This window comes from Candidatus Magasanikbacteria bacterium, from assembly GCA_021648085.1.
In the GTDB taxonomy this organism is placed as follows: Bacteria; Patescibacteriota; Patescibacteriia; order Magasanikbacterales; family UBA922; genus JAKITS01.
The window spans coordinates 558906-584976 of record JAKITS010000001.1; the positions used below are offsets into that span (position 1 = coordinate 558906).

General features: G+C 32.7%; 19 protein-coding genes and 2 tRNA genes. 11 read left to right on the plus strand and 10 right to left on the minus strand.

Going from position 1 to position 26071, the window contains the following annotated elements:
• Positions 1 to 12 precede the first annotated feature (12 nt).
• From L3J07_02815 to L3J07_02835, 5 genes are all read right to left on the minus strand, one after another.
• A complete protein-coding gene (locus L3J07_02815) occupies positions 13 to 600 on the minus strand; it encodes a hypothetical protein (GenBank protein ID MCF6276756.1) in 588 nt (195 codons plus the stop codon).
• Positions 601 to 638: 38 nt separating this feature from the next.
• On the minus strand, positions 639 to 1805 hold the full coding sequence (gene rseP, locus L3J07_02820; GenBank protein MCF6276757.1) for an RIP metalloprotease RseP: 1167 nt from the start codon (positions 1803 to 1805) through the stop codon (positions 639 to 641).
• 126 nt (positions 1806 to 1931) lie between these two features.
• Positions 1932 to 2291, minus strand: coding sequence for a hypothetical protein (locus tag L3J07_02825; GenBank protein MCF6276758.1), 360 nt, complete (start codon positions 2289 to 2291; stop codon positions 1932 to 1934).
• A 107-nt stretch (positions 2292 to 2398) separates the two neighbouring features.
• Positions 2399 to 2472, minus strand: a tRNA-Ala gene (locus L3J07_02830).
• 581 nt (positions 2473 to 3053) lie between these two features.
• Complete coding sequence (locus L3J07_02835) at positions 3054 to 4421, minus strand: phosphomannomutase/phosphoglucomutase (GenBank protein MCF6276759.1); 1368 nt, start codon at positions 4419 to 4421, stop codon at positions 3054 to 3056.
• A gap of 111 nt (positions 4422 to 4532) precedes the next feature.
• On the opposite strand from L3J07_02835, the gene L3J07_02840 reads away from it, so the two are divergent.
• The 7 genes from L3J07_02840 (at position 4533) to radA (ending at position 14509) form a co-directional block, all read left to right on the plus strand.
• Positions 4533 to 7046: an ATP-dependent Clp protease ATP-binding subunit gene (locus L3J07_02840; GenBank protein ID MCF6276760.1), complete on the plus strand. Its 2514-nt coding sequence runs from the start codon at positions 4533 to 4535 to the stop codon at positions 7044 to 7046.
• A 352-nt stretch (positions 7047 to 7398) separates the two neighbouring features.
• Positions 7399 to 7746 (plus strand): hypothetical protein, encoded by a 348-nt coding sequence (locus L3J07_02845; protein MCF6276761.1) that lies wholly within the window; start codon positions 7399 to 7401, stop codon positions 7744 to 7746.
• Between the two features lie 365 nt (positions 7747 to 8111).
• Entirely contained in the window at positions 8112 to 9170 is a 1059-nt protein-coding gene (locus tag L3J07_02850) for a hypothetical protein (GenBank protein ID MCF6276762.1), read from the plus strand.
• 66 nt (positions 9171 to 9236) lie between these two features.
• Positions 9237 to 10454 (plus strand): hypothetical protein, encoded by a 1218-nt coding sequence (locus L3J07_02855; protein MCF6276763.1) that lies wholly within the window; start codon positions 9237 to 9239, stop codon positions 10452 to 10454.
• Entirely contained in the window at positions 10451 to 11074 is a 624-nt protein-coding gene (locus L3J07_02860; protein MCF6276764.1) for a DsbA family protein, read from the plus strand. The genes L3J07_02855 and L3J07_02860 overlap by 4 nt, the downstream gene beginning before the upstream one ends.
• A gap of 1 nt (position 11075) precedes the next feature.
• Positions 11076 to 13157: a hypothetical protein gene (locus L3J07_02865; protein MCF6276765.1), complete on the plus strand. Its 2082-nt coding sequence runs from the start codon at positions 11076 to 11078 to the stop codon at positions 13155 to 13157.
• A gap of 20 nt (positions 13158 to 13177) precedes the next feature.
• Entirely contained in the window at positions 13178 to 14509 is a 1332-nt protein-coding gene (radA, locus tag L3J07_02870) for a DNA repair protein RadA (protein ID MCF6276766.1), read from the plus strand.
• 97 nt (positions 14510 to 14606) lie between these two features.
• On the opposite strand, the gene guaB is transcribed toward radA, so the two are convergent.
• From guaB to L3J07_02895, 5 genes are all read right to left on the minus strand, one after another.
• Positions 14607 to 16046 (minus strand): IMP dehydrogenase, encoded by a 1440-nt coding sequence (gene guaB / locus L3J07_02875; protein ID MCF6276767.1) that lies wholly within the window; start codon positions 16044 to 16046, stop codon positions 14607 to 14609.
• Between the two features lie 215 nt (positions 16047 to 16261).
• Complete coding sequence (gene recG / locus L3J07_02880; protein MCF6276768.1) at positions 16262 to 18331, minus strand: ATP-dependent DNA helicase RecG; 2070 nt, start codon at positions 18329 to 18331, stop codon at positions 16262 to 16264.
• Between the two features lie 686 nt (positions 18332 to 19017).
• The gene (locus tag L3J07_02885; protein MCF6276769.1) at positions 19018 to 20145 is read right to left on the minus strand and encodes a hypothetical protein; all 1128 of its coding nucleotides are present in this window, start codon (positions 20143 to 20145) and stop codon (positions 19018 to 19020) included.
• A gap of 161 nt (positions 20146 to 20306) precedes the next feature.
• A tRNA-Arg gene (locus tag L3J07_02890) sits at positions 20307 to 20378 on the minus strand.
• A gap of 361 nt (positions 20379 to 20739) precedes the next feature.
• Entirely contained in the window at positions 20740 to 21243 is a 504-nt protein-coding gene (locus L3J07_02895) for a hypothetical protein (GenBank protein MCF6276770.1), read from the minus strand.
• Between the two features lie 89 nt (positions 21244 to 21332).
• Here L3J07_02895 and L3J07_02900 point away from each other — a divergent pair, with 89 nt between their 5' ends.
• From L3J07_02900 to dprA, 4 genes are all read left to right on the plus strand, one after another.
• Entirely contained in the window at positions 21333 to 22769 is a 1437-nt protein-coding gene (locus L3J07_02900) for an LCP family protein (protein ID MCF6276771.1), read from the plus strand.
• A 5-nt stretch (positions 22770 to 22774) separates the two neighbouring features.
• Positions 22775 to 24175, plus strand: a complete 1401-nt coding sequence (gene der, locus L3J07_02905) for a ribosome biogenesis GTPase Der (GenBank protein ID MCF6276772.1) — start codon at positions 22775 to 22777, stop codon at positions 24173 to 24175.
• Between the two features lie 281 nt (positions 24176 to 24456).
• On the plus strand, positions 24457 to 25002 hold the full coding sequence (gene pth / locus L3J07_02910; GenBank protein ID MCF6276773.1) for an aminoacyl-tRNA hydrolase: 546 nt from the start codon (positions 24457 to 24459) through the stop codon (positions 25000 to 25002).
• 2 nt (positions 25003 to 25004) lie between these two features.
• Positions 25005 to 26069 (plus strand): DNA-processing protein DprA, encoded by a 1065-nt coding sequence (dprA, locus tag L3J07_02915; protein ID MCF6276774.1) that lies wholly within the window; start codon positions 25005 to 25007, stop codon positions 26067 to 26069.
• Positions 26070 to 26071 lie beyond the last annotated feature (2 nt).

Consider the following 26071-nt stretch of genomic DNA (forward strand, 5'->3'; position numbering starts at 1 on the left):
AAGTGCTTATTCCTATTTTATTACAATACTATCTGCAATTTCCCTAAGCTCATCTCGAGTAGTAGTATCTCCATCGCTATAAAAAAAACGAACAACATAAGAATCATTTTCGTTGTATCCAATGTGCAACCTATCTTTTGCCAACAACGAATCAGCTTCTTTTTGTGTAGTTTTTGGACCAAAACCCATTGGATTTTCTTTATAATCTTTAGATTTATAGATTTCTATTTTTGCAACCTTATTACCAGTTCCTGTTATGACAATTGGTTTCAACACACCACTTGATTTTTTGACAGTATAACCTTCAAAATATTTCAAGTTTAAAGAAAGTGGCAGTGTATCAGTAAAATTTAACAACTTTTTAGCTATCATAATAGGTTCTATTGGTTTCATACCTCCATTTTCTTCTTCCATCATTTCTGGAATTTTATCATTCATTATTTCATACATTCCTATCATATCACTCTCCATCTCAGCTCTTTGAGAATTCATAAAGATAGAGAAAGCAAGAAAAAATCCTAGTAATACAACTATTATTATAGATAAAATAAGTATTGGTAGCTCTAGTCCACCAGACTTTTGTTCAAATTCTTCATTCATATTTTTATATTATTTTTATATATAAATTATACCATAAATTAGAAAAAATTTAAAATATCCCTTCCTGTCACCACAATTATCAAAACCATCAAAAGTGCAAAACCAATTGTGTGTGCGATTTGTTCATATTTCACTGGAACCGGCTTGCGAATTATTTTCTCTATTCCCAAAAATAATATTCTACCACCATCCAAAGCTGGAATTGGTAAAATATTTATTGCCGCCAAACTAAGCGAAATCATTGCAGTCGCATTTATTAAATAACTAATTCCAAGTCTGGCACTTTGACCCAAAACAACCGCAATTCCCACAGGTCCAGAAACTTCAAAAGCCAATCCTTTACCAACAACCAAATTTCCTATTAAAATACCAAACGCTACAAATATATTTACCAAAGCAATTCCACTAGCTACAAACCCTTTGTAAATTGCAATGTACCATGGGTAACGAACTATTGCAGCATCTGCCATCATTATTCCAATTTGTTTTTTTCCGTCGTCTTTTAACTCTGGCACTACCTCAAGCGAAACTTCTTGTCCAGATCTATCAACTTTCATATCAATTACACCCTCTTCATAAGTTTGTATAGCATCAATCAACTCATTTGAAGAATTGATTTCTATTCCATACAAAGATACAATTTTGTCACCAAACATTAAACCTGCTTTATCTGCTGGAGAATTTTTTTCTACCATTTGAACTATTACTTGAGGTTGATCGACTATGATAATCTTGTCATCATCTAAGCCAGAAATATCTGCTGGCAAACCAACTATAAAACCTACAGAAAAAAGTACAGCCGCCAAAAGTATATTCATAACAACTCCAGCTAGTAAAACCACAAATCTTTTCCATATTTTTTGATGACCAAAACTATCTGTATCATTTGAATTTTCACCATTTTCACCTTTTATATTGCAAAATCCACCAAGTGGCAAAAGATGTAAAGAATACAAAGTTGAAGGAAATTCCTGACGCAAATCTGGAATATCATCCACAGGTTTTTTACTTTTTTTTCCTCTTCTCCAAACCCAAACAAATTTTCCAGTTTTTGGATCTTTATAAACTCCAAACATTCTAGGCGGATAGCCTATCGCAAATTCATAAACTTTCATCCCAGTAAGTCGAGCAGCTATAAAATGTCCAAATTCGTGAACAAAAACTAGCAATCCTAAAATCAGAATAAATACAACCAATGTGAACATAAAAAATTAAATTTTATAACTAAATTTATCTTACTAATTATCACATACAAAAGTTTGATTTGCAAATTGAAAATTTGTGTATTAAAAAACCCGACTATTTAAAGCCGGGCTATATTTTTATTAAATTTAAAATATATAAGTAAAACCCATCTGTAATGAACTCATCCACTGTCGTACAGAATTCAACTCCACACAACACTCTTTTTCTGTATTCTCAACACAGATATCTTTTAATTTATCATCTAATAATCCAATAATTTCAGAACAAGTCTCAAACAATTCATAATCAATCAAAACTTCCAAAACATCACGAATTTTTTGAATTTCTCTAATAAAGACCACTCTTCCTTGGGTACCTAATCTAATACTCATCTCTTCTGTTTGTATTTCACACTCAACATTTTCATGACCATACAAAATTTTTGAAATAGGACACTCTAGAATTTCTTTCAAAAAAGCGATGTCTTCTTCTCTTCTGGTAACCATGTAAAACCTCCTTGGTTTTGTAGAGAACTTAGTATCACCCCACAATTGCTTTTAGTTAAATTTTATAAATTATGGGCTAAAATGAGTTGTGGGGTTATACTAAATTGTGGAGATAAGGAGACTCGAACTCCCGACCTCTTGCATGCCATGCAAGCGCTCTAGCCATCTGAGCTATATCCCCATCTAAAGAAACTATTTGGCAATAGTTCCTTAAAACATTAAACCATATTTTAATGATTTTGTCAACGATTAAGATGTTCTAATTGTCCGAAATTTCTAACCTCCCGAACATTTGAAATTTCCTGCTTGCGGGACAGGCTAATTAAACTAATTTATTATTACAAATTAACAATTAACAAAAATAATCTTACATCATCCTGAGCGATAGTCGAAGGATCTCGAGATAAAATAACTAAAACATAAATAATTATAATAAAACATTAGCTCGTCTTTCTTTTTGTTCTTTGTTAATTGTTAGTTATTAATTAAACATCCTCTTAGTGACAAAAGATAAAGTGAGAACATTTTGATGTTATCGTTAAAAAAGAATATTTTTAAATCAATGTTTAAAGGATTCCTGCTGGCAGGTAGGTCTCGCTTTGGTTCAACATGATAGAGAAGCCAATGTTTTAATATAAATTTATATTTTGTGATTTAAATTGGGGTATCCATTCGACTCCACTTCGTTTCGCTCAGGATGACGTGTGGGAAAGTGATACTATCTCGAGATCCTTCGGCTTCGCTCAGGATGACGTAAAAAAATTAAGATAAAAATACTTTCAACTCCTCAACCTTATCTTTAACTTCTTCTTTGTTTCTCGCCTCCAAATTCAATCTTAATACCGGCTCTGTGTTTGATTTTCGTAAACTAAGCCAACCCCAATCAAATCTCATCCACAACCCATCCAAATATGAAGTCTCCAAAGCAGAATCTTTAAAACTCTCTTCTACTTTTTTCATTACACCATCTTTATCTTCTACTTCAAAATTTATCTCGTCTGAATGAACATATCTTTTGAATGGTTTTATCAATTCACTAAGTTTTTTACCTTCACGAGACATAATATGTAAAAAGTAAAGCAAAGATAAATCTGTAGATTCTAAATCATAAACATCACTATAATAAAGATGTAAGGATAACTCACCAGCAAAAACAGCTCCTGTTTTTTTCATTAGATCCTTAATTAGAGCATGACCTACCATACACATTTGAGTCTTTGCACCATTCTCCTCCCAAATTTCTTTTACAGATTGGCTTAGGCGCAAGTCATAAAGCATTACAGAATTTGGATGTTTCGCTAAAACTTCCAAACCAACCAAACCACCAACAAAAGATGCTGGTACCACTTCCCCGTTTTCATCCACCAAACCAATCCTATCTGCATCACCATCAAAAGCAAAGCCAAAGTCCGCTCCAACTTCTACCACTTTTTTCTGTAAATCTTTTAATGTTTCTACTTTCAAAGGATTAGCCTCGTGATTTGGAAAAGTTCCATCTGGCTCCATATACATATACTCCACTTCTATTGGCAACTCTGCCAAAACTTTTGGAATAGAAACATCTGCCATCCCATTTCCCCCATCCACCACAATTTTAAGTGGCTTAATACTTTCTTTTGGAACAAGTGAAAAAATTAAATTTTTATAATCTTCAAAAATACTTTTATCCTCTACCCCTCCTTTTTCTTCCGCATCTTTAAATTCATAATTTAAAACTAAATCTTTTATTTCATCCATTCCAGTCACCTTTCCAACCGGCAAACCATTTTCTTGTGTAATTTTGAAACCATTGTATTCTGAAGGGTTATGACTTGCTGTCACCATAATTCCACCAACATGCTCCGAATAATGCGCGCATGCAAAGTTAAAAAGTGGTGTACTCGTTAGGCCAATTTTTACCACATCAATACCTTCGTAATTTATTCCTTTTATCACCGCATTTGCAAACTCTTCGCTTGTCTCACGCATATCTTTTCCAACCACTATTTTTTTACCAGAAAAATCTATATTTTTATTTTTCAAAAAAACGACAAAAGCTCTCCCAACCCTATACGCAAACTCGGCAGACAAATCACCATTTACCAACCCACGAATATCATATGCTTTGAAAATTTTGTTATTGAACCTCATACTTCTAAATTTACTTGAATTATATAGTGAATTTTGTTATATTTTATATATAAATCTCTTAAAGACTATATTTTTAATATTAAACAATAACATTATTGTATCACACTTACTATGATTGAATCTGAACAATTTTTGGAAAATCTGTCAACACACCTCCGAAACACGATTACTGGCGGATTGACTCTCGCCACCACTTTAAACCATTGTGAGGTTAGTCCAGCTCACCTTCTTTTTGCGCTTGCAGAAGAGAAAGGTTCTGTTGGGATAGAAATTCTCAAAAAATTAAAAGTTGATAAAAAATTAATTTTTAATCTTCTTTCCATAACTCCAAAAACAGAAAAAGATAAAGAAACAAAAAAACCAAAAATTCCAGAACTAAGTGAGACAGCAAAAAGAGCTTTGGAAAAAGCAATGCTTTTGGCTTATGAAGAAGAGCATGTTTATGTTGGCACAGAACACCTACTATTTGGACTTGTAAACTGTGAAGATGTAAATATTGAATCCATTCTAAAGCAAGCTGGAGTAAGTATTGAAACAGCTGAAGAACAAATTGATATAGTTTTGGAAAGTACAAACAAATTTCCAAATTTGGACGATGTAAAAAATACTTTAGAGCAAATTAGTCGTCTTGCAAATTCTAGAGATTTTAATAAAAATAAAACAAAAAAAGGAAAAAATAAAAAAAGGAAAAATTCTATACTAGGAGAATTTACAACAGATCTTACTCATAAAAATTCTCAAAAAAATCTAGATCCTGTAGTTGGTCGCGAACAAGAAATAACTAGAATTATTCACATACTTTCTCGTAGAACAAAAAATAATCCGGTTTTAGTTGGAGAGCCTGGGGTTGGAAAAACAGCAATTATTGAAGGTCTTGCGAGACGAATTGCAGATGGAGATGTGCCATACAATTTGCGAGGTAAAAAATTACTCTCACTCGATCTTACACTATTAATTTCTGGAACAATTTACAGAGGAGAGTTTGAGGCAAGACTAAAACAGGTAATAGACGAAATTTCTGCAAATTCAAAATATATTCTTTTTATAGATGAGCTCCACAATATAATAGGAACTGGCTCAAACCAAGGAACAATGGATGCAGCAAACATTTTAAAACCAGCACTCGCTCGCGGAAAATTGCGCTGTATCGGTGCTACCACATTAGATGAATACAAAAAATACATATCTACAGATCCTGCACTAGAACGCAGATTTCAATCTATAGAAATAGATGAGCCAAGTATCGAGGAAGCTAAAACAATTCTACACGGAATAAAACCTCATTACGAAAAATTTCATGATGTGGACATTACAGACTCTGCGATAGAAAAAGCTGTGGAATTTTCAACAAGATTTATTCACGAAAACTTCCTACCAGACAAAGCAATAGACCTAATAGACGAGGCTTGTGCTTTTGTTCGCACAAAATTGAAAAATCCAATAGACGAAAAAATTCATAATTTTAAAAAAGAACTTAGTGATTTGAAAGAAGAAAAAAGTAAAGCAATATCACAAGAAAAATTTAAACTTGCCGGAGAATTGAAAAAATCGGAAAAAGATATTAAAGTAAAAATTAAAAAACTAAAAAAACAAAAATTTAACAAAAAAACTGGAAATCTTCCAAAAGTTGAAGTTGGGCATATTGCAGAAGTTTTAAGCGCAAGATTAAATATAGAAAAAGAGAATTTACTTGCAGACGACTGGCAAAGAGTAGAAAAAACTTCAAAACAATTGAACCAACACATAAAAGGACAGACTCATGTTGTAGAAGAAATAAAGCAAAAACTTAGTCAAAGTTATCTAGGACTTGGAAATAAAAACAAACCACTTGCGTCATTTTTGTTTGTGGGACCAAGCGGAGTTGGTAAAACTTACACAGCAAAAATACTTGCACAAACACTTTATAACAACAAAAAATCTCTTATCAAACTAGATATGAGTGAATTTTCAGAATCACACAGCATTTCAAAAATCCTAGGCTCTCCTGCTGGATATGTTGGGCACGACAGTAGAAATAAATTTACAGAAGCTATCAAAAAAAGACCTTATTCTGTAGTACTTTTCGATGAGTTTGACAAAGCTCATCCAGATGTTCGTAAACTACTACTTCAAATTTTGGACGAAGGAGAAATCACAGACAGCTCCGGAAAAAAAGTAAAATTCAATCATTCTATAATAATTCTAACTTCAAATGTGGGAGCAGAATTATACAAAAACACAGAAATTGGTTTTGGTAAAAATGTATCTAAAACACTAGACGAAGAAAAAAGAAGACGAATTCACAATAAAGTAAAAAAATCTTTTGGTGGAGATGTTTTGAGTCGTTTAAATTCTGTTTGTATTTTCAACCAGCTAAGTCAAAAAAACATAGAGCAGATAATTGAAAAACAAATAATAGACATCAATAAAAAATTGCAAGATAAACGAAAAATAAATTTGGTAGTAAGTCGTGGTGCTTTAAAAGAATTAGCAAAAAATAAATATTCAGAAGATTTTGGAGCAAGAGATATTGAACGCAAAGTCACTCAGACAATTCAAGAATTACTAATAAATGCTCTAAATAAAAAAACAGAACAGGATACATATTCACTACAAATCTCAGAAGGAAAATACGAACTTGTGTAAAAAATTCTGTCCTTTTCTAACTCCCAACCTCCTGAACATTTGAAATTTATGGACTAATTTTTTATAAATATTTATGGTTTTCTGAGAATACAGAAAATAACGAATTTAGCGAACTGCGGTGAGTTAAATAAATATTTAGAAAAAATTAAGCCATAAATTGTCAACCGTTCGGCACTTTTGGTTACCTTTTGGTGACAAAAGGTAAAGTGAGAAGGATTGGGTTTTAAATTTAAAGATTTTGTGAGTCGAAGATAAAATTTTTAAATTAAACATTAGGATTACATAAAAAAAGTTTTTAATTATTATTTAAAATAATAATTAAAAGTACTTCATAATTAGCTTGTCGGTTAAAATGGATAATACTTCACAAAATTGGGCAGTAGAACTGCAAAAACAAAAAACAAAACTCCAAAATAGTGGTGCTGATATTCAGGTTGAAAAAGAAAATAATGACTATGAGTTGAATAAAGTAAAAATAGATTTAATAAAATCCGCAGAAGAAAAAGATTTTAACAAAATTGCAGAAAATTATAATAAATTGGTAGAGCTTTTTGCAAAAGAAACAGCCTTAAATCTACTAAATTTGGAAAAAAGATTTGGAACTGTAAATGAAATTGTGATAAAAAACCAAGCGAAACTATTTACACAGGAATGTTTGGATGTAGCGCAAGCAGTTGATTCAATTTTAGATAGCAGCTAGACTCCAGGCTTCCGACTTCAGTTTTTTATCATATTGTTCTCTTCCTATCCTAAACCTCTCGAACATTTGAAATTTTTGGACTAATTTTTTATAAATATTTATGGTCCTTTTGAGAATACAAAAGGATAGTGAGTGTAGCGAATTGCGGCGAGCCAAATAAATATTTATAAGAAATTAAGCCTAAAATTGTCATTAGTTCGGCGGTTTTAACTACCTTTTGGCAGCAAAAGGTAAGGTGAGAAAAACTTAGTTTTGAATTTAAATAAAAGTTTTACTCATATATCACGCTTAAGAGATTCTCGTCTGCCGGCGCGCAGGTCTCACTTTAGTTCGAAATGACAGAAAAAATAAATTAAACACAAAGTATGGCAACTGCCGTAACAGCAGGACAACTTAAAAAAAGTGGGAGTCTTACGCGTTCTATTTTTGATAGTGGTGAATTTTTGCCAATTGTTGCTGTAGCTTTGAGGAGTATGGGTGCTGGTGGAGCAATTGCAGATGTGTTATCGAATATGAAAGGTTTTAGCATGAAAGATTTACTCGGAACAACAAAAACAATTGCAAAACAATATACTCCTGCGATGGCACAAAAAAAAATAATGAATGCTGGAAATAAAATAAAGGATACTGGCAAAAAAATTAGTGATTCTGGAGCTTTCAAAGCCATAAAACAAAAAGCTGGTTTTGGAGACCACAGACCAAAACAAACAACTGATCCTGATTTTGCAACAGATGAACAACTTAGTCCAGAATTTGGAGGTGGAGACGAAAAAGAAGAAGAACAAGAAGAATCATCTTTTACAGAAGAACCGGATGAAAATGAGGAAGATGAAGAAGATACTCCAGGAGAAAAACCATACCAGCCATTTTCTAAGCCAAAACCAGAAGAAGAAAAAGAAGAGCTAGACAAAAAAAAGAAAGAAAAACAAGAAAAAGAAAAAACTCCAAAAGAGAGCGATCAGGAAAGATCTAAAAAATTTCAACAAAGTAAAAACCAACAAAGATTAAGATCTAAAAAAGGAAATGGAAAAGAAGATGTTAAAAAGAGGAAAGGAGGAAAAGAAAAGAAGGAAAAGAAAGAGAAAGAAGGAAAAAAAGAATTTACAAATATAGAATTAATAGTTTGGCTACCTTGTGCTATTGCAGCAGACATAGCATCTATTATTCCTTATGTTGGATTAGTTATTAGCTGGCCTTTTGGTATATCCTTTTTTATATTTAAATGGGTAAAAAAATTTAATAAATCTACCACAGTAATGGTTAGTGGTTTAGATGTAATTTTAGAAGGCTTTTTCTCTACTATTCCAGCGAATACAGCCGATGTGCTTATAACTTATTCTATTTCAAAAGCTAAAAAATATGGAGTTAAAATCCCTGATGCAGAAAAAAAACTAAAAAAAGTTACAGGCGCAAAACCAAAATAATAAAATTTAAAAAATAAGACTAAAGAGTGTGTTATAATTTAATTACTACATATCACAAATAAAAATATGGACAAAAAGCGTATAATTTTCATAGCGATATTTTCAGTAGCTGTAATAGGAATAGGATATCTTATGTATTCTATTTTTTGGAAATCTTCTGAACCAACAATAATACCACCAGATAAAACTGTCACCGATACCACAAAATTACCGTCTGGAGGATCTTTTGCACAAAGCGATGACAAGGAAATAAATGACACAACCACACCTGAAGTTGGAGGTGCAATAGTAATAAGACCTACAGAATTGCCAGATTCTGGAATAAGAGAGGTTACAAGAGTTGTTGCAGAAAATCTCATAAACCCAAAGATAAACTCAAATGGCGATGTAAATTTTTATAATACAATAGACGGAAAATTTTACACTTCACAAAATGGAGAAACAGTAGAAATGAGTGAACAAGTATTTTTTAATGTAGAAAATGTCGTATGGTCTGGAGTAAACAACGAATCCATCATCGAATATCCGGACGGCTCAAATATTTACTATAACTTTGATACAGAAGTACAAAGAACACTTCCAAAACATTGGGAAGACTTTTCTTTTTCCAAACAAGGTGACCAAATAGTTGCAAAAAGTATAGGAATTTCACCAGAAAATAGATGGCTCGTGAGTAGCGATGCTGATGGAAATAATGTAACTTTAATAGAATCACTCGGAGAAAATGCTGATAAAGTAACCGTAGACTGGTCACCAAACAAACAAATAATAGGAGTAAGTTTAGCTGGTGGAGTCGCAGGTGCAAACAGACAAGAAGTATTTTTTGTTGGTCAAAATGGAGAAAATTTTAAATCCATGATTGTAGAAGGAAGAGGTTTTGAATCTATTTGGTCGCCAAGTGGAGATAAGCTTTTATACAGTGTTTACAGTACACGAAGCCAGTACAAACCAGAATTATGGGTAGTGAGTAGTAAGGTTGGTAATATAGGCTCAAACAGAAAAATGCTCGGCATAAATACTTGGGCAGACAAATGTGCATTTGGAGACGAAAGAAACCTTTACTGTGCAGTTCCAAACAACCTTCCAGTTGGTAGTGGTTTTAGTTCAGATTTAGCAAACACTGCCACATACACATTGATAAGAATAGATACACAAACAACACTTCAAACACCACTCCAAATGGATGAAATCCACAGCATCGACAAAATATTTTTATCCAATGATGGTGGTACGCTTTATTTTACAGACAAATTTGAATCAGGTTTATTTAGTATTTCAATATGATAAAAACTAGACATCTTTTTTTAGTTTTCATTCCAGCAATTGCTGTAGTTTCTTTTGCTTTATTTGTGCGAATAGTGCAATACGAACCAGTTTATGACAGAAATAAACCGCTAGACATTCCTCGACAAATGGCACAACTTTTCCCAGAAGATCCAATTTTAGGAAATAAGAAATCCCCAATTACATTAGTTGCTTTTGAAGATTTTAGCTGTCCTGCTTGCAGCACCCAATCAAAAATGCTAGATGATATATTGCTACAATACCCAAACAGTATAAAAATTATTTGGAAAAGTATAAGTACACATAAAAGTGAATTGGCAAATAATTATGCATATTGTGCAAACAAACAAAGAAAGTTTGCTGAATTCAAAAATCTTGCTTTTGCAAATCAAAACAATTTAAATATAGATATTTTAAATATAATTTCTGAAACAATAGAATTAAACGAAACTAAATTAAACAAATGTTTAGCTTCTGGCGAAGCTGAAATTTATAATCAAAAAAATAGAGACTTGGCAACTATTTTGCATGTGCAAGCTGTACCAACTTTTTTCTTGAACGATGTGCAACTTCAAACACCAAAATCTAGAGATGAATGGAAAAATGTTTTAGGACTATAATATGAAAAATATTTCAAAAAATTATTTAATTTTTTCTTTTGTAATAGGATTAATTTTATTATTTTTTTCTTTTGGAATTGCGAAAGCTAGTTTAGATTATGAAGTTTATAGAATAAATCCAGATTTCCGAATTACACAAACAGCTAATACTGAAGCTCCCATAAAACAACTAGGTATTGTTAGTGTTGCGGATAGTATAAGAAATACACTACCCGCACAATTTTGTGCTTGTAATGTAGAAGGAGCCAGTGGCCGATACACAATCACCGAACTTTCACAAAAAAGAGAAGATTGTAGAACAGCAACTGTTTTTGAACCGCCAACAAGTGGAGGACTTTTGACAAATTGTAGTGCAAATAGTGATAGGAGCTCTTGTTTGTGTGATACAAACATAATATCCCCACTTACAAATTCTGAATCTCGTGCAGAAGTAGAACTAACAAGATTAAGAGATAAGAGTAAAGGAGGGGCATTACTACCACTTACAGACTCTAGATGTTCTACAAAATTAAATAATACACAATTTAGCTCTTGTCGTAATTCAAGTGCTATTATTAATACATGCACGTGTACTAGTTCTGAAACAAATAGAGTTTTAGAAAGCATCACTGAAGATATAACTTTATTAGGTTTTTCACCTGGATCATCGAGTTGTAATGATACTTATATTTTAAAAGATAAACCAAAAGTTTCAGTAAATAATTGTGAATGGATTGGTTTAGATGTGTCGCCAAAAACATCCACACAATCTTTTATTCAAAATAATCTTAGCGAAATAGAAGCAATTTTAAACAAACCACAACTTCAAATAAAAATACCTGGATTGAGTTTTTCTGGAGAAGGTTTGAAAGCAGTTGAAGACGATGACGGTTCAAAATATTTTGTAGTTCCATTTTTGGGAGAATATATTTCCGCAGTTTACAAATTTGCGGTTGCAGCTGGAAGTATTTTTGCTGTAATTATGATTATTGTGGCAGGGCTTCAGTGGATGATACCTGGAAATATAACATCTTCTGGAGGTGGAGATAGTAAGGAAACAATAAATAAAGCTAAAAAAAGAATAGCCGGAGCTGTAACTGGTTTAATATTACTAGTTGGTTCTTATACACTACTTTACACAATTAACCCAAACTTAGTTGAATTTAATGGATTGAAGGTTCAATTTGTAAATCCTGAGCCGTTTCCAGCTTGGATACCATTAGGTGATCATTTGGATTTAGACTCATTAGGTCTTGATGGTAAATTTACAGGATCTATAGGTGCCCCTCCAAAATTAAGTGGTGATATAGCACAATGTATTTATAAAAACTTTTTAGATGGAAAAAACATTGGTGATGAACCAGATATAAAAAGAATTGACATACTTAATGGATTAGGAACCTCTAAAATTAATATCAACGCTATAAGTGCGTGGGAAAAGGTTTCCAAAGAAATTTTAGCTAGTACAGATGTCGAGATACAAGGTTATTTGAGATATATGCGCGATTATAAAGATGGGAAAGTGCCTGACTTAACAGGTAATAATGATGGTAGAGGAATTATTTCGTCAGTAACTGGACGTATAGGTGTAAAAAGAAAAACAGGTGAAGTTACTGAAAATATACTCCAAGATACTCATGTTTTAGGTTTAACTATTGATATAATGACTAGAAGTAATTGGGATATAAGATTAAAAGAATATACAGGTAGTAGAAAAATAAACCATACGGATTACTGTAATAAATATCAAAAAACTTTAGATAAATTTAAAAATGGAGATTTTAATACTGATGCTGGATTTGACTTAACTACTGATCCATATAAAATGTATGATAGAATACAAAATAAAATAAATGGATGTTTTAATGTTTTTAATTTAAACTTAACTACAGGCCATCACGAACCTTTTACTTCATTTCCTGATGAATGGATTAGAATTTTCGAAACAAACAATTTTTATTGGGGAGGATGGGCCTGGGGAGACCCATTCCGAACAGATTCAATGCATTTTGAATATTATGGACCGGAATGTATTAAATATAGAAAAGAGAGAGATTTGCAAATTTTAGAAAAAAAATTAAGACAATTTACAAACTCTAGATAATATAAAAAGGATTTTTACAAATGAAAATAAAAACTTTATTCACATGCTCGCATTGCGACGCCCAGTACCAGAAATGGACTGGGCGTTGTTTGGAATGTGGTAAATGGGGTTCTGTAGAACAAAAAACCACAAACTCAGTGCAAGAGCAAAAAAATAAAATCACAGCAGTCCCAACAAAAACCACAAAATTGTCAGAAATAAAAGGAACATCAATTCAAAGATTTAGCACAACCATCTCTGAAGTTGATCGTGTACTTGGAGGCGGAATTGTACCAGGAGTTTTGATTTTGCTTGGCGGAGAGCCAGGAATTGGTAAATCCACCCTATCCATTCAGCTGGCAAACATTGTTCCAAATACAATTTATTTTTCTGGAGAAGAATCTATTGGACAGATTAAATTGCGTGCAGACAGACTTGGGATAACTTCCAGCACTTTGGAATTAGCAAATGAAACAAGTGTAGAAATAATCTGTGCAACCATAAAAAATAAAAAACCAAAACTTGCTGTAATAGATTCTATACAAACAATTTATTCAAGCGAATCACAGAGTGAACTTGGGAGTGTAAACCAAATAAAAGCTTGCACAACAAAATTGCTGGAAGTGGCAAAAAGCACAAACACAGCAATCTGCATTATTGGGCATGTCACAAAAGATGGAAATGTTGCCGGACCAAAAACTTTGGAACATTTGGTGGATACAGTTTTGTATTTGGAAGGAGACAGATACCACGCATATAGAATTTTACGAACAATCAAAAATAGATTTGGATCTACAAATGAAATTGGAATTTTTGAAATGAAAAACGAAGGTTTGTGCGAGGTAAAAAATGCTTCTGCAACTTTTATAGAAGATCGCGGTGAATCCACTTCTGGAAGTGTAATCACCTGCCTTCTCGAAGGCACACGACCAATTTTGGTAGAAGTTCAAGCACTTGTAAACAAAACATCTTTTGGATATCCAGTCCGCAAATCTAGTGGTTTCGATTTAAACAGACTTCATGTTTTGATAGCGGTTTTACAAAAAAGAGCAGGTTTAAATTTGTCTGAATATGATGTTCACTTGAATATTGTAGGTGGTGTTCAAGCCAAAGAACCAGCAGTAGACCTTGCAGTCTGCCTTGCGATTGCAAGCTCGTTTAAAGACAAAGAATTGGGAAGTGATTTGGTAGCTTTTGGCGAAGTTGGACTGGGCGGAGAAATAAGAAATATAAGCCAAACCGAAAAAAGAATAAAAGAATGCGAAAATCTCGGCATGAAAAGAGCTATAATAGCAAAGAGCAAAAAAAGTGTTCAAGGAGGTGTGAAATTAATAGAGGTCAAAAATATTCAGGAATTGATAAGGCATACTTGAGGTAGCAAATTAAGCAGATTAAGTAAAAAACAAAAAACAGACCAATTAGTCTGTTTTTTGTTTAAATAATTAAATAAAAATATTAATTAATACTTTTTTATTTCACATCAATCAAATCATGTGCACCACTTTCTCTCAATCCTGCGTTTGTGACTCTTACAAATTCTGCGTTATTTTGTAGCTCACCCACAGTTCTAGAATTTGTATAGCTCATTCCAGAGCGAAGTCCGCCAACAAGCTGACCAATTATATCTCCCACAGGACCTTTGAATGGTACGACAGCTTCCACTCCTTCTGGTACCACATCGCCCAATTTTTTACTTTCCTGATTCACTTTTTTTCTTCTTTGTGCCACCGCAAAACTCGCGCTTCCTCGACAAACTTTGAACTTCTTCCCTGCTCTAGACATTACAACTCCAGGGCTTTCTTTTGTACCTGCCAGCATTCCACCAAGCATCACAGTGTCTGCTCCAGCTCCAAGTGCTTTTACTATATCCCCAGATTTTTGGATTCCACCATCTGCAATTACCGGCACACCATATTCTTTGGCAACTCTGGCGCATTCTGCCACAGCGGTAAACTGCGGAACTCCACAACCAGCCACAAGACGAGTAATACAAATAGTTCCTGGGCCAACACCAACCTTAATTCCATCTACTCCTGCTTCACACAATTCTCGTGCACCTTTAGCGCTCGCTGTATTTCCTGCAATTATCTGAACATCACCAAACTGCTCGCGCAATTTACGAACTGCACTAAACATCAATTCAGAATGACCATGTGCAATATCTACCACCAAAACATCAACACCCACATTTATCAAAGCACTCGCTCTTTCAAGGTAATCTCCGTGAACACCAATAGAACCACCCACAATCAACCTACCTTTTTTGTCCACATTTGCATAAGGATAATCAATCAAATTTTTTATATCACAACTTGTAATCAACCCAACGATAGAATTATTCATATCTACCAACGGCAACTTCTCCACTCTGTGTTGAGCTAGTAATCTTTTTGCTTCATTTAGATTTGTAGATGCATCCCCTACCACAAGTCTATCTCGAGGTGTCATCACGTCTCGCACAAGCAAACCATCATCTTCTGCAAACAAAATATCGCGCTTGGACAAAACACCCAAAAGTCGTCCATCGCCATTTGAGACAAGAAGTCCTGTCACACCATTGTTCGCCATAACCTGTTTTGCAATACTTACTGTCTTATTTGGATCAATAGTATAAGGCTCATAAATTACAAAATTCTGTGCACGTTTTACCCTTTTTACCTCTTCTGCATTTTCTTCTATCGTCATAAACCTATGTAAAATTCCAATTCCACCAAGCCGTGCCATGCTTATAGCCATCTCGGACTCAGTCACAGTATCCATATTTGAACTTATTATCGGTGCACTCAGTGAGATTTGTTTTGTAAGCCAAGTTGAGGTGTCAGCTTCACTTCTAGATCTCATAGAAGATCTCTGCGGAACAATCAAGACATCATCATAAGTTAATGCGATCGGAATATTGTTTACATCCATATGGTTTAATTTAAAATATTTTTATTTTTTTAACCTCCAGAACATTTGAAATTTCCTGCATGCCAGACAGGAGATTATCATTGGTTCAGCACTTTTAGTTATCTTTTAATGTCAAAAGGTAAGGTTAGAACATTTTTATGTTATCGTCAAAAAAGAATGTTTAGATGAAATAAAGACGAGATCCTTCGACTTCGCTCAGGATGACGTGAAAATACTCACTCCAAATGGACCCCTCTTTCCCATTCTTTTAATTTTTCAACTAATGTTGGATAATTTAAAATTTCTAAATCCTCCACCAAACTTTTAGACAAATTTATAATTCTTGTATCAGTCAAAGAAGCAAATTTAAAATCTAGCTGACCGCTTTGAATTTTACCATAAACTTGTCCAGGTCCACGAGTTTGCAAATCGAACTCTGCAATCATCAAACCGTCTCTATTTTTTTCAAAAAAATCCAACCTCTCCCAAGATTTCTCAGATTTACTATTTGTAAATACAAAACAATAAGATTGATGGGAACTTCGCCCAACTCTACCACGAAATTGATGAAGCTGTGCAAGCCCAAACCTGTCTGCATCTTCTATCATCATAACGCTCGCATTTGGGATATCCACACCCACTTCTACCACAGATGTAGAGACCAAAATATCCAAATCTCCGCTCGAAAACTTTTTCATTACCTTGTCTTTTTCACCGGCTTTTAGTTTACCATGAAGGTATCCAATTTTTAAATCAGGGAAAACTTTTTTTGACAACCTTTCATATTCATTTAGTACAGATTTTTTCTCATCTCCTTCGCCATCTTTGTTTTCTATCAACGGACAAATCACAAAAACTTGCCTTCCGCCCACCACTTGCGCGCGAATAAAATCATAAGCTTTATGCCTGTTTTGTTCGCTCACTACTCTAGATTTCACCGGTTTTCTACCACTTGGCATTTGCGTAATTGTAGAAATATCCAAATCCCCACAAAGCACCAAAGCCAAAGACCTGGGAATTGGTGTTGCAGACATGGTTAGAAAATGTGGCATTCTATCTTTCAATCCAGATTTTTCCTTCAAAGTTTTTCTCTGCTCTACTCCAAATCTATGTTGTTCATCTATTATTATCAACCCAAGTTTTTTGAATTCCACCTTATCCCCCAAAAGTGTATGGGTTCCAATTATAATATCCGCCTCACCATTTTTTATAAGTTTTATCATTTTTGCTTTGGAAAAAACGGCTTCGCCCTCACTATTTTTCAAAATTCTATTTGTTCTCGTAAACAAAGCAATATTCACATCTCCCAAAAATTTCTGAAAAGAATTGAAATGCTGTTTTGCCAAAATTTCTGTTGGTGCCAAAATAGCGGTCTGGTGTTTGTTCAAAATTGTATTATAACCAGCAATTGCCGCAACCACGGTTTTTCCACTTCCTACATCTCCCTGAAGCATTCTGTTCATTGGAGAGTCTTTTTGCAAATCTTTCAAAATCTCCCAAGAAACCACTCGTTGATCCTCAGTCAGTTCAAACGGTAATGACTTTACAAACTTTTTCATCTTTTCTTCTTTAAATAAAATCTTTGGCGCTTGAAAACTTTTATTTTGATCACGAATAAATTTTGCACGAAGTTGCAGTAAAAATAATTCATCGAATTTTAACCTTTCTCTTGCACTTGTCAAATTTTCATTATTTTCTGGAAAATGAATACCTTTTACAGCTTCGCTTGTGGAAAATAAATTTAACTTATCAAAAATTTCCTGCGGTAACCACTCTTCAATTTTCTCTGCCAATTTTATAACCTGCCCCACAAAATAACGGATCTGCTTTTGAGTCAATCCAAAAGTAGAAGGATAAATTGGAATTATTCTAGCAGTATGTTTTGTCTGCTCCTCACTCGCCTTTTCATAAATAGGCCCAGCAAACAAAATTCCAAGTCTATCCAAACTTGGAGTTCCAGAAAAATAAACTTCATCACCTACATTTAAAGTTTTTGCGATAAAAGGCTGACCAAACCACAAAATCCTCATTCGCCCACTATCGTCCGAAATCAAAGCCTCGGTCAAAAAAGTGTGCTTCCTTTTACTCCTCTTATTTTTTATCAATTCTATTTTTGCTTTTACCGTCACTGCCTCCCCTACTTTTGCATCTTTTATTTCTACGATTTTACTATAATCCTCATAACGAAATGGAAAATGGCGCAACAAATCACGGACATTTTTTATGCCCAATTTATCAAATCTTTTCCTCAACTTATCCCCAATTTTATTCAAAGATTGTATTGGTGTTTCTAAAGTTATATTCACAAGATTTATTGTTAAATAATTTTTTGATGAAAATTTTTATATTTCGAGCGAAACGAAGATAAAAATTATGAGGTATTGCCATAGCACTATTGAATAATTTTTATCAAGTTATAGCCGAAATATAGAAATTTTGGCGAAAAATTATCCAACAATAGATCTGTCGCTTATATATTTTAACATCTGCAAAAAATTTTACAAATAAAAAAACCAGTATTTCTACTGGTTTTAAACCTTGTTAGACAAAGATTTAAAAAATATTTTACTATTTTTAATAACATAAATAAAAGATTTAAAAAATATCTTTTTAGTAAAAGAGTTATTCAAAAAATAAATATCAACAAACAAAACAGACATACAAAAAACAAAAAAGAAAGAAGCTGGAATATAAGTATTAATTACATTAGATATATAATAAAATCTTGAATTAAGTAAACATAACTCATAAAAATAAGTATTAACATTAAAAATAGGTAATAATAAATAAACTAAAGATAACACTCCAAACAAAATCCCACTTTTAACTACCATTTTTCTATGTAATCTTTCACTAATTAATAAAAAAGATTTTTCCACTCTTACCTCCTTTTTGTAATTTTATAAATTGTAAAGAACTTTAAATAAATCTACCATTTTATTCCAATTTTGTCAACAAAAAAAACCAGTATTCTTACTAATTTATTTATTATTTAAACACTAAACTCTTCTAATTCAACATCAACCAATTCTTCTAAAACAGAGCCTAATTCATCCAACCCTAATCCTTCAGAAAAATCAGAAACAGTTAATGCCAGTTTAATATCAACTTGTCTTACAATATCTTCACTTTCTTGGCGTATCTTTTCTAATTCACCTGCTATTTCTCCTGACATTTTTTCCAATATTTTATCAACTTCATCACTAATTTCTTGAATATCTCCAACCAACTTTCGTACATCTTCCATAATTTTCAAATCTGGCAAAGTAGTTTGCTGAAAAACCTCTAAAGATACTCTTGTTTTACTAATATACTCTTCTTTGTCAATTTTAAAACCTCTTAAAATAACCTGCTCTCTTAAAAGATGTTCATTATATTTATTAACCGCATAAATAGCCAAATTTATATGTTTAGGAATCTTTCTGTTTAAGCGTTGGTATTCATTTTTCCGCACCGAAAGAACTTCATTCAAACGAACAACCTCACTTAAATTAAACTCAATTCTTTTATATTGTTTTTGATAGTCGCTATCATTACCAAACAAATCACTCTCTAACTCATTAAGTCTTTTTTTATTATGCTCAATAGCAAAATCATAATAATTTTTATCAAACTCATCTTTAAATTTATTTGGATTAAATGATACCGCACAAAAAACTCCATTTGGTTTAAATTCTTTATATTCAAAATTATTTTCACATGACACATGTACAAACTTTTGTATATTTTCTTTGTTATAAAAGTTTAACAAAATAAAAAAAATAAAAACCAACAAAACAAAAGATAAGACAAAAGATAAAATACTTTGAAAAATTACAAGAAAAATAGGTAGATAAAAACAAAAAAAAGGAATTATAGATAAAATCAATATCTTATTTCTAATATCATTTTTGTTTAAAATTAAAAACATATTATTTTTTTTAGATTGTTTTTCTATTTTTTTTAATATTTCCAATCTTTGATTTTCTTGTCTTACTATTTTTAATTCATAAGAAGCTTTTTCTTCTTTTACTTGATCTTCATATTTCTTTTTTGCCTTTTCAAACTCTTCATCATAAATATTACGGCGTATAGATACAAAATCTAACCACAATCTTTTTTTTAATGTATCGATTTTCACTGTGCACCTCCTTTTTGCAGTTTCATAAATTGTAAAGAACTTTAAATAAACTTATCATTTTTTCTAGATTTTGTCAACAAAAAAACCAGTATTTCTACTAGTTTTTTGTCTCTTACTCAATCTGCCTAATCTGCTTATTTCTTATATTTTCTATTCTATTGTGCTCTCGGCAGGAATCGAACCTACATCCCCAGTTCCGCAAACTAGTGTCCTATCCGTTGAACGACGAGAGCAAATTATATCTGGAACAGTCCAATTATACCTCAAAACCATGACAAAGTCAACCATAAGAACCTATTCAACATCTTTTTCCTATTTAATCTCACTCTATTTTGACTACAAATTTTATAAACAAGTTCGGTATAAAAATATTATTCCTTACTTTTTTATAAAATTTTCGCTCAAAATATAATAAAACTGACTTAGAAAAAAGATATTAAATATGTTCTAGAAACAAAAAATACAAGTTTCCTTGTGTTTTTTGTTTAGTGTTTTTAAAACGAGATCCGTTCGACTCCACTTCGTTTTGCTCAGGATGACGTGAATATTTTTTCTTTTTTAGTTTAAACTACTTACTCTTCCTATTTTACTGTTTTACAAAAGTCTCCAGTTTCTAGCCAACCTATCGGACAAAGGTTCTTCTTTTTCTATATCTTCTGCCAAATACTGACTCAAGATTTGTTTTATCTCCAGTGGATTTTCATCTAAAAGTGGAATTCTTAAAATTGGACGCAATGCACTTTCTGTTTCTATAAACAAAGTCTTCACATCTTCCAAAGGGTTGTAAACAATAAAAAATTCTGTCAACTCTGAGTATGAATAAAATCTTGTACCAAGAATAATACCCAACTCTGAAATTTTAAACTCAATTTGTGGAGCCTGTTGGTGAGCCTGAAGAAACAAAATAATAGAAAATAAAATAATAATCAAAGAAAAAAGAAAATTACCCGTAATAACACCGACGACAACCATTCCTAAACCAGATGAAATAATTAAAATAAACCAAAGCCTGCTCCTGCTTTGTTGCTCGTATTCTTGGATAGTCCACTCTTGGTGAATATCTCCCAATAAAGTTTTTCCTGTTATTTGTTCTGGCATATAAAGACATTATACAACAAAACAATAAAATAATAAAATACAGAGCTAAATATTGCCAAACACCATTTTTTCCCATATAATAAGCTTATATGCAGAGAACTGACATTAATTTTGTTTTACAAGGAGAGGATCAAGAGTCAAATCAACAAGAACCTGGCAAAAAACGTTCCAAGTTTTTTTTATTTTTGATTGTTTTTGTATTACTACTTTTGGGTGGCTATACAGCACGCGCAATAACTTCAAACAGCTCAAACAATCCAGACGATTATGATCCTATAACACTAGAGCCTGTTCGACCTGAAGGAATCTTTCAAAGACTAAAATATTTTGTATTTAACAAAGAGGTAAAACTAGAAGGGGAAAAAGATGACAGAATAAACATCCTGCTTTTGGGTATGGGAGGTTTAGGACACGACGGACCATTTCTTACAGACACTATTATTATTGCAAGTATAAAACCATCCACAGGAGAAGTTGCAATGATTTCAATACCTAGGGATTTGGGAGTATATATAAAAGGTGAAGGTTGGTGGAAGATAAACCACGCAAACCACTTTGGAGAAAAACAAAAATCTAACCAAGGCGGAGCTTTTGCAACAGAAGTTATTTCTGACACTTTCAACATAGATATTCCATATTATATTCGAGTAGACTTTAAAGCTTTTGAAAAGATTGTAGATGATGTTGGAGGCGTAAATGTCTTCGTTGAAAATGCTTTCAAAGATAGTCAATATCCAGCAGAAGACGATTTATATAAAACAATTTCATTTGCTCAAGGTGAACAAGAAATGAACGGAGAAACTGCACTTGAATATTCAAGATCTAGACACGGAAACAACGGCGAAGGATCAGATTTTGCTAGAGCAAGAAGACAACAACAAGTTATACTAGCTTTAAAAGAAAAAGTATTTTCTTTTTCTACACTCGCGAACCCACTCAAAATTTACAACATTATAAAAACATTAGACAGACATATCACCACAAACATGGAGTTTGCTGATATCGTAACATTTATGAAAGTTATAAAAGAAGATTTGGACACAAAAAATATAAAAACTTTTGTGTTAGACAATAGCCCAAACGGATACTTAAAAAATATAGTCGGCGCAAACGGTGCTTATATGCTTCAGCCAAAAACTGGAGATTTCGGTGAAATAAATTATCTAATTGCAAATATTTTTGAAGCTCAGCCACAAAAACCACAAATAGTAGCAGAGCAAAATTCACCAAAATATTACAGCGATGCTAAAATAGAAATACAAAATGGAACTTGGATAGCAGGAATGGCAGCAAGACTAGAAAACAAATTAGAAAAGAAAGGTTTTGATGTCGGTGAACTTGGAAATACTGCAGAGAGACCACAACAATTAAGTGGTATATATATAATAGGATCTGACCAAAAAACAGATACAGCAAAGGCGTTAAAAGAAGAACTAGGAATATCCATAAGAAAACTACCAAATAACTTGACTTTTACCTCCAGTAGTGATATTCTTATCATCTTAGGAACAGACTTTGAATTATAGAAAATATGCCAACACCCGCACAAATTATAGACGAACAATTACCAACCATTGCCCTTGTTGGTCGTGTTAATGTTGGTAAATCTACTCTTTTCAATAAACTAATAGAACAAGAAAAAGCACTTGTATCCAAAATTCCAGGAACAACAAGAACTAGAAATGAAGGGGAAATGCTTTGGCGCGGACAAAGAATTAAACTTGTAGATACTGGTGGTCTAACTTTTACAGATGATGTTTTACTAGAAGAAGAAATAATTGAACAATCTGAAAAAGCATTAAAAGAAGCTGATGTGATACTTTTTATTACAGACGCACACACAGGAATTTTGCCACAAGAAAAAGAATTGGCAAAACTACTTTTAAGAAATTACAAAGACAAGCCAATAATGCTTTTGGCAAACAAGGTAGACAGCACAAAAATAGAAAGAGATTTAAGAGCTGACAAAGACTGGTTTAAACTTGGTTTTGGTGCTCCATTCCCTGTTTCTGCTGTAAGTGGTAGAAATGTTGGAGACTTTTTAGATAAACTTTACAACATACTAGACGCAATAGACATAAAACCAAAAGATTATAATGAAATAGAAAATATTATAAATATTTCTGTTATAGGAAAACCAAATGTTGGAAAATCTTCACTTTTCAATAAAATTATCGGGGAAGACAAGGTAATTATAAGTGATATGGCACATACAACCCGTGAACCATTTGACACACTTGTCACATACACACAAAAAGTAGGAGACGAAGACAAAATATACAACTTAAATTTTATAGATACAGCAGGAATTCGTAGAAAAGCAAGGGTAAAAGGATTTTTAGAAAGAAAAGGTATTATAAAAAGTATAGATTATATAGATAAATCAGACCTAGTTTTATTTGTACTAGACGGCTCTGAACCCATATCTTCCCAAGATAGACAACTAGGTGGACTCTTAGAAAGAAGAGCAAAAAGTGTTATTATAATAGTAAATAAGTGGGATCTTGCAGAAGACAATAGCCAAACAAATCAAATCAATGTAAAGAAAATGGTTTATTCTCACTTTCCTCACCTAAATTTTGCACCTATTGTTTTTACAAGTGGTTTGAGTGGAGAGAAAACTCACAAACTCTTTCCAGAACTTATCAAAATTTGGGACGCAAGACACACCTTCATATCAAGAGGTGCTCTAAAAGTATTTATTGAAAGTGTGACGAGACAACACAAACCATCTCGCGGAAAAGGAACAAGACAGCCAAAGATTTTAGGTTTCAGACAAATAGCCGAAAATCCTCCTGTTTTTGAGCTTGCTATAAAACACAAGACCTCACTACACCGTTCTTATATGAACTTTATAGAAAACAGACTTCGTGAACAATTTAATTTTATTGGAACACCCATTATAATTAAATTGCGTAAAGCAAAAATGTAATTGAACATATGATAAATTTCTGTTCTTTTCTAAATTTCTAACCTCCAGAATATTTGAAATTTCCCGCTAGCAGACAGGGAATTATCATTAGTTCGGCACTTTTGATTACCTTTTGGTGTCAAAAGGTAAAGTGAGAACATTTTGATGTTATCGCTAAAAGAGAATGTTTTTAAATCAATGTTTAAGGGATTCCCGCCTGCCGGCAGGTAAGCCCCACTTTGGTTCGAAATGACAGAAAGGAAATAAATATTTTAAAAGATTATTTTATATAATTAAAAATTATGAAACTTATTGTGGGACTGGGCAACCCAGGAAAAAAATATAAAAAAACACGACATAATGTGGGTTTTATGGTTTTAGATAGTTTGTTTGAAAAAATGGCAGAACTTCATAGTTTAAATAAGTGGGAATTGAGTAAAAAATTCAACGCAGAAATAGCAGGTTTTACAGAAAATCACGAAAAAATTATATTAGCAAAGCCAATGACTTTTATGAATCTTTCTGGGCAATCTGTGCAACTATTAGCACACTATTATAAGATACCTCCACGAGATATTATTGTGGTTCACGACGACAAGGATTTGTTTTTGGGTGATACTAGAATTCAACAAAATCGTGGACACGCAGGACACAACGGAATCAAGTCTATTATAAACTCAATCGGTACAGAAAATTTTCAAAGAGTAAGAGTTGGTATTGCAGTAAAAAATGAAAGGAAAATGCAAAATACGCCAAAATTTGTTTTAGGCAGGTTCAACATATTAGAAAAAAATAAACTTTCAAAAACAATAGAAGATGTTGTAGCGAAAGTGGAAAATTTATTTTAAAAATGCAAATAGAAATTTTACTGGCTCATTGCCCCAGCTTTAGCCTAAAAAAATACAACGATATTTTAAGAGTTTTTGGTTCTACCAAAAATTTTTGGGATTCTGGAGATATTAAACTTTTAGGTTGGACGCCAAAATTTATTGAAGTTTTTTCAAATTGGCAAAAAAAATTAGATGAAGACAAATTGAACAAAATTCTTGTTCAAGAAGACATTCGTGTTATAATTTTTAATGACCTAGAATATCCAGTCGAACTTTCAAAAGTTTTCGATCCACCTTTTGCACTTTTTGTACGCGGAAATCTAAAAAATAATTTACCAAACTTAGCAGTAGTTGGAACTAGAAAATATACACAATACGGAAGGCAGGTTGTGCACAGAATAATTCCAGAGATAGCACACGAAATGACAATTGTAAGTGGACTTGCTTTTGGAATAGATAAAGAAGTACACACAGCTACTTTACAAATAAACGGACATACAATCGCAGTTTTGGGTGGTGGAATAGACAATAAAACCATTTATCCACAATCTCATGTTGGATTGGCAAAAAATATTTTGGAATGTGGTGGAGCTTTAGTTTCAGAATATCCTCCACTCACAAAACCTACTAAATTTTCATTCCCCAAACGCAACAGAATTGTCGCTGGAATGTCTTTGGGGACTTTAGTAATAGAAGCACCCATCAAATCTGGTTCGCTCATCACAGCTCAATATGCACTAGATTCTGCGAGAGAAGTTTTTGCGATCCCTCAAAATATAACTTCTATCACAGCAGAAGGTCCAAATTATTTAATAAAAAATGGCGCACATCCTGTAACATCACCGCGGGATATTTTTGAAATTTTACAAATCACAAAAAAAGAAAAAATAGAAAAAGAAAAACCAAAAGCAGAATCCCCAGAAGAAGGGCAAATTATAAACTGCTTAACAGAAGAACCAAAGCATTTGGATATAATAATTCGCGAAACAGAACTTCCAAATTCAACTGTAAGTAGCACACTTATAATGATGGAAATCCGCGGAGTTGTCCAAAATCTAGGCAATATGAATTATGTATTAAGGTAAAA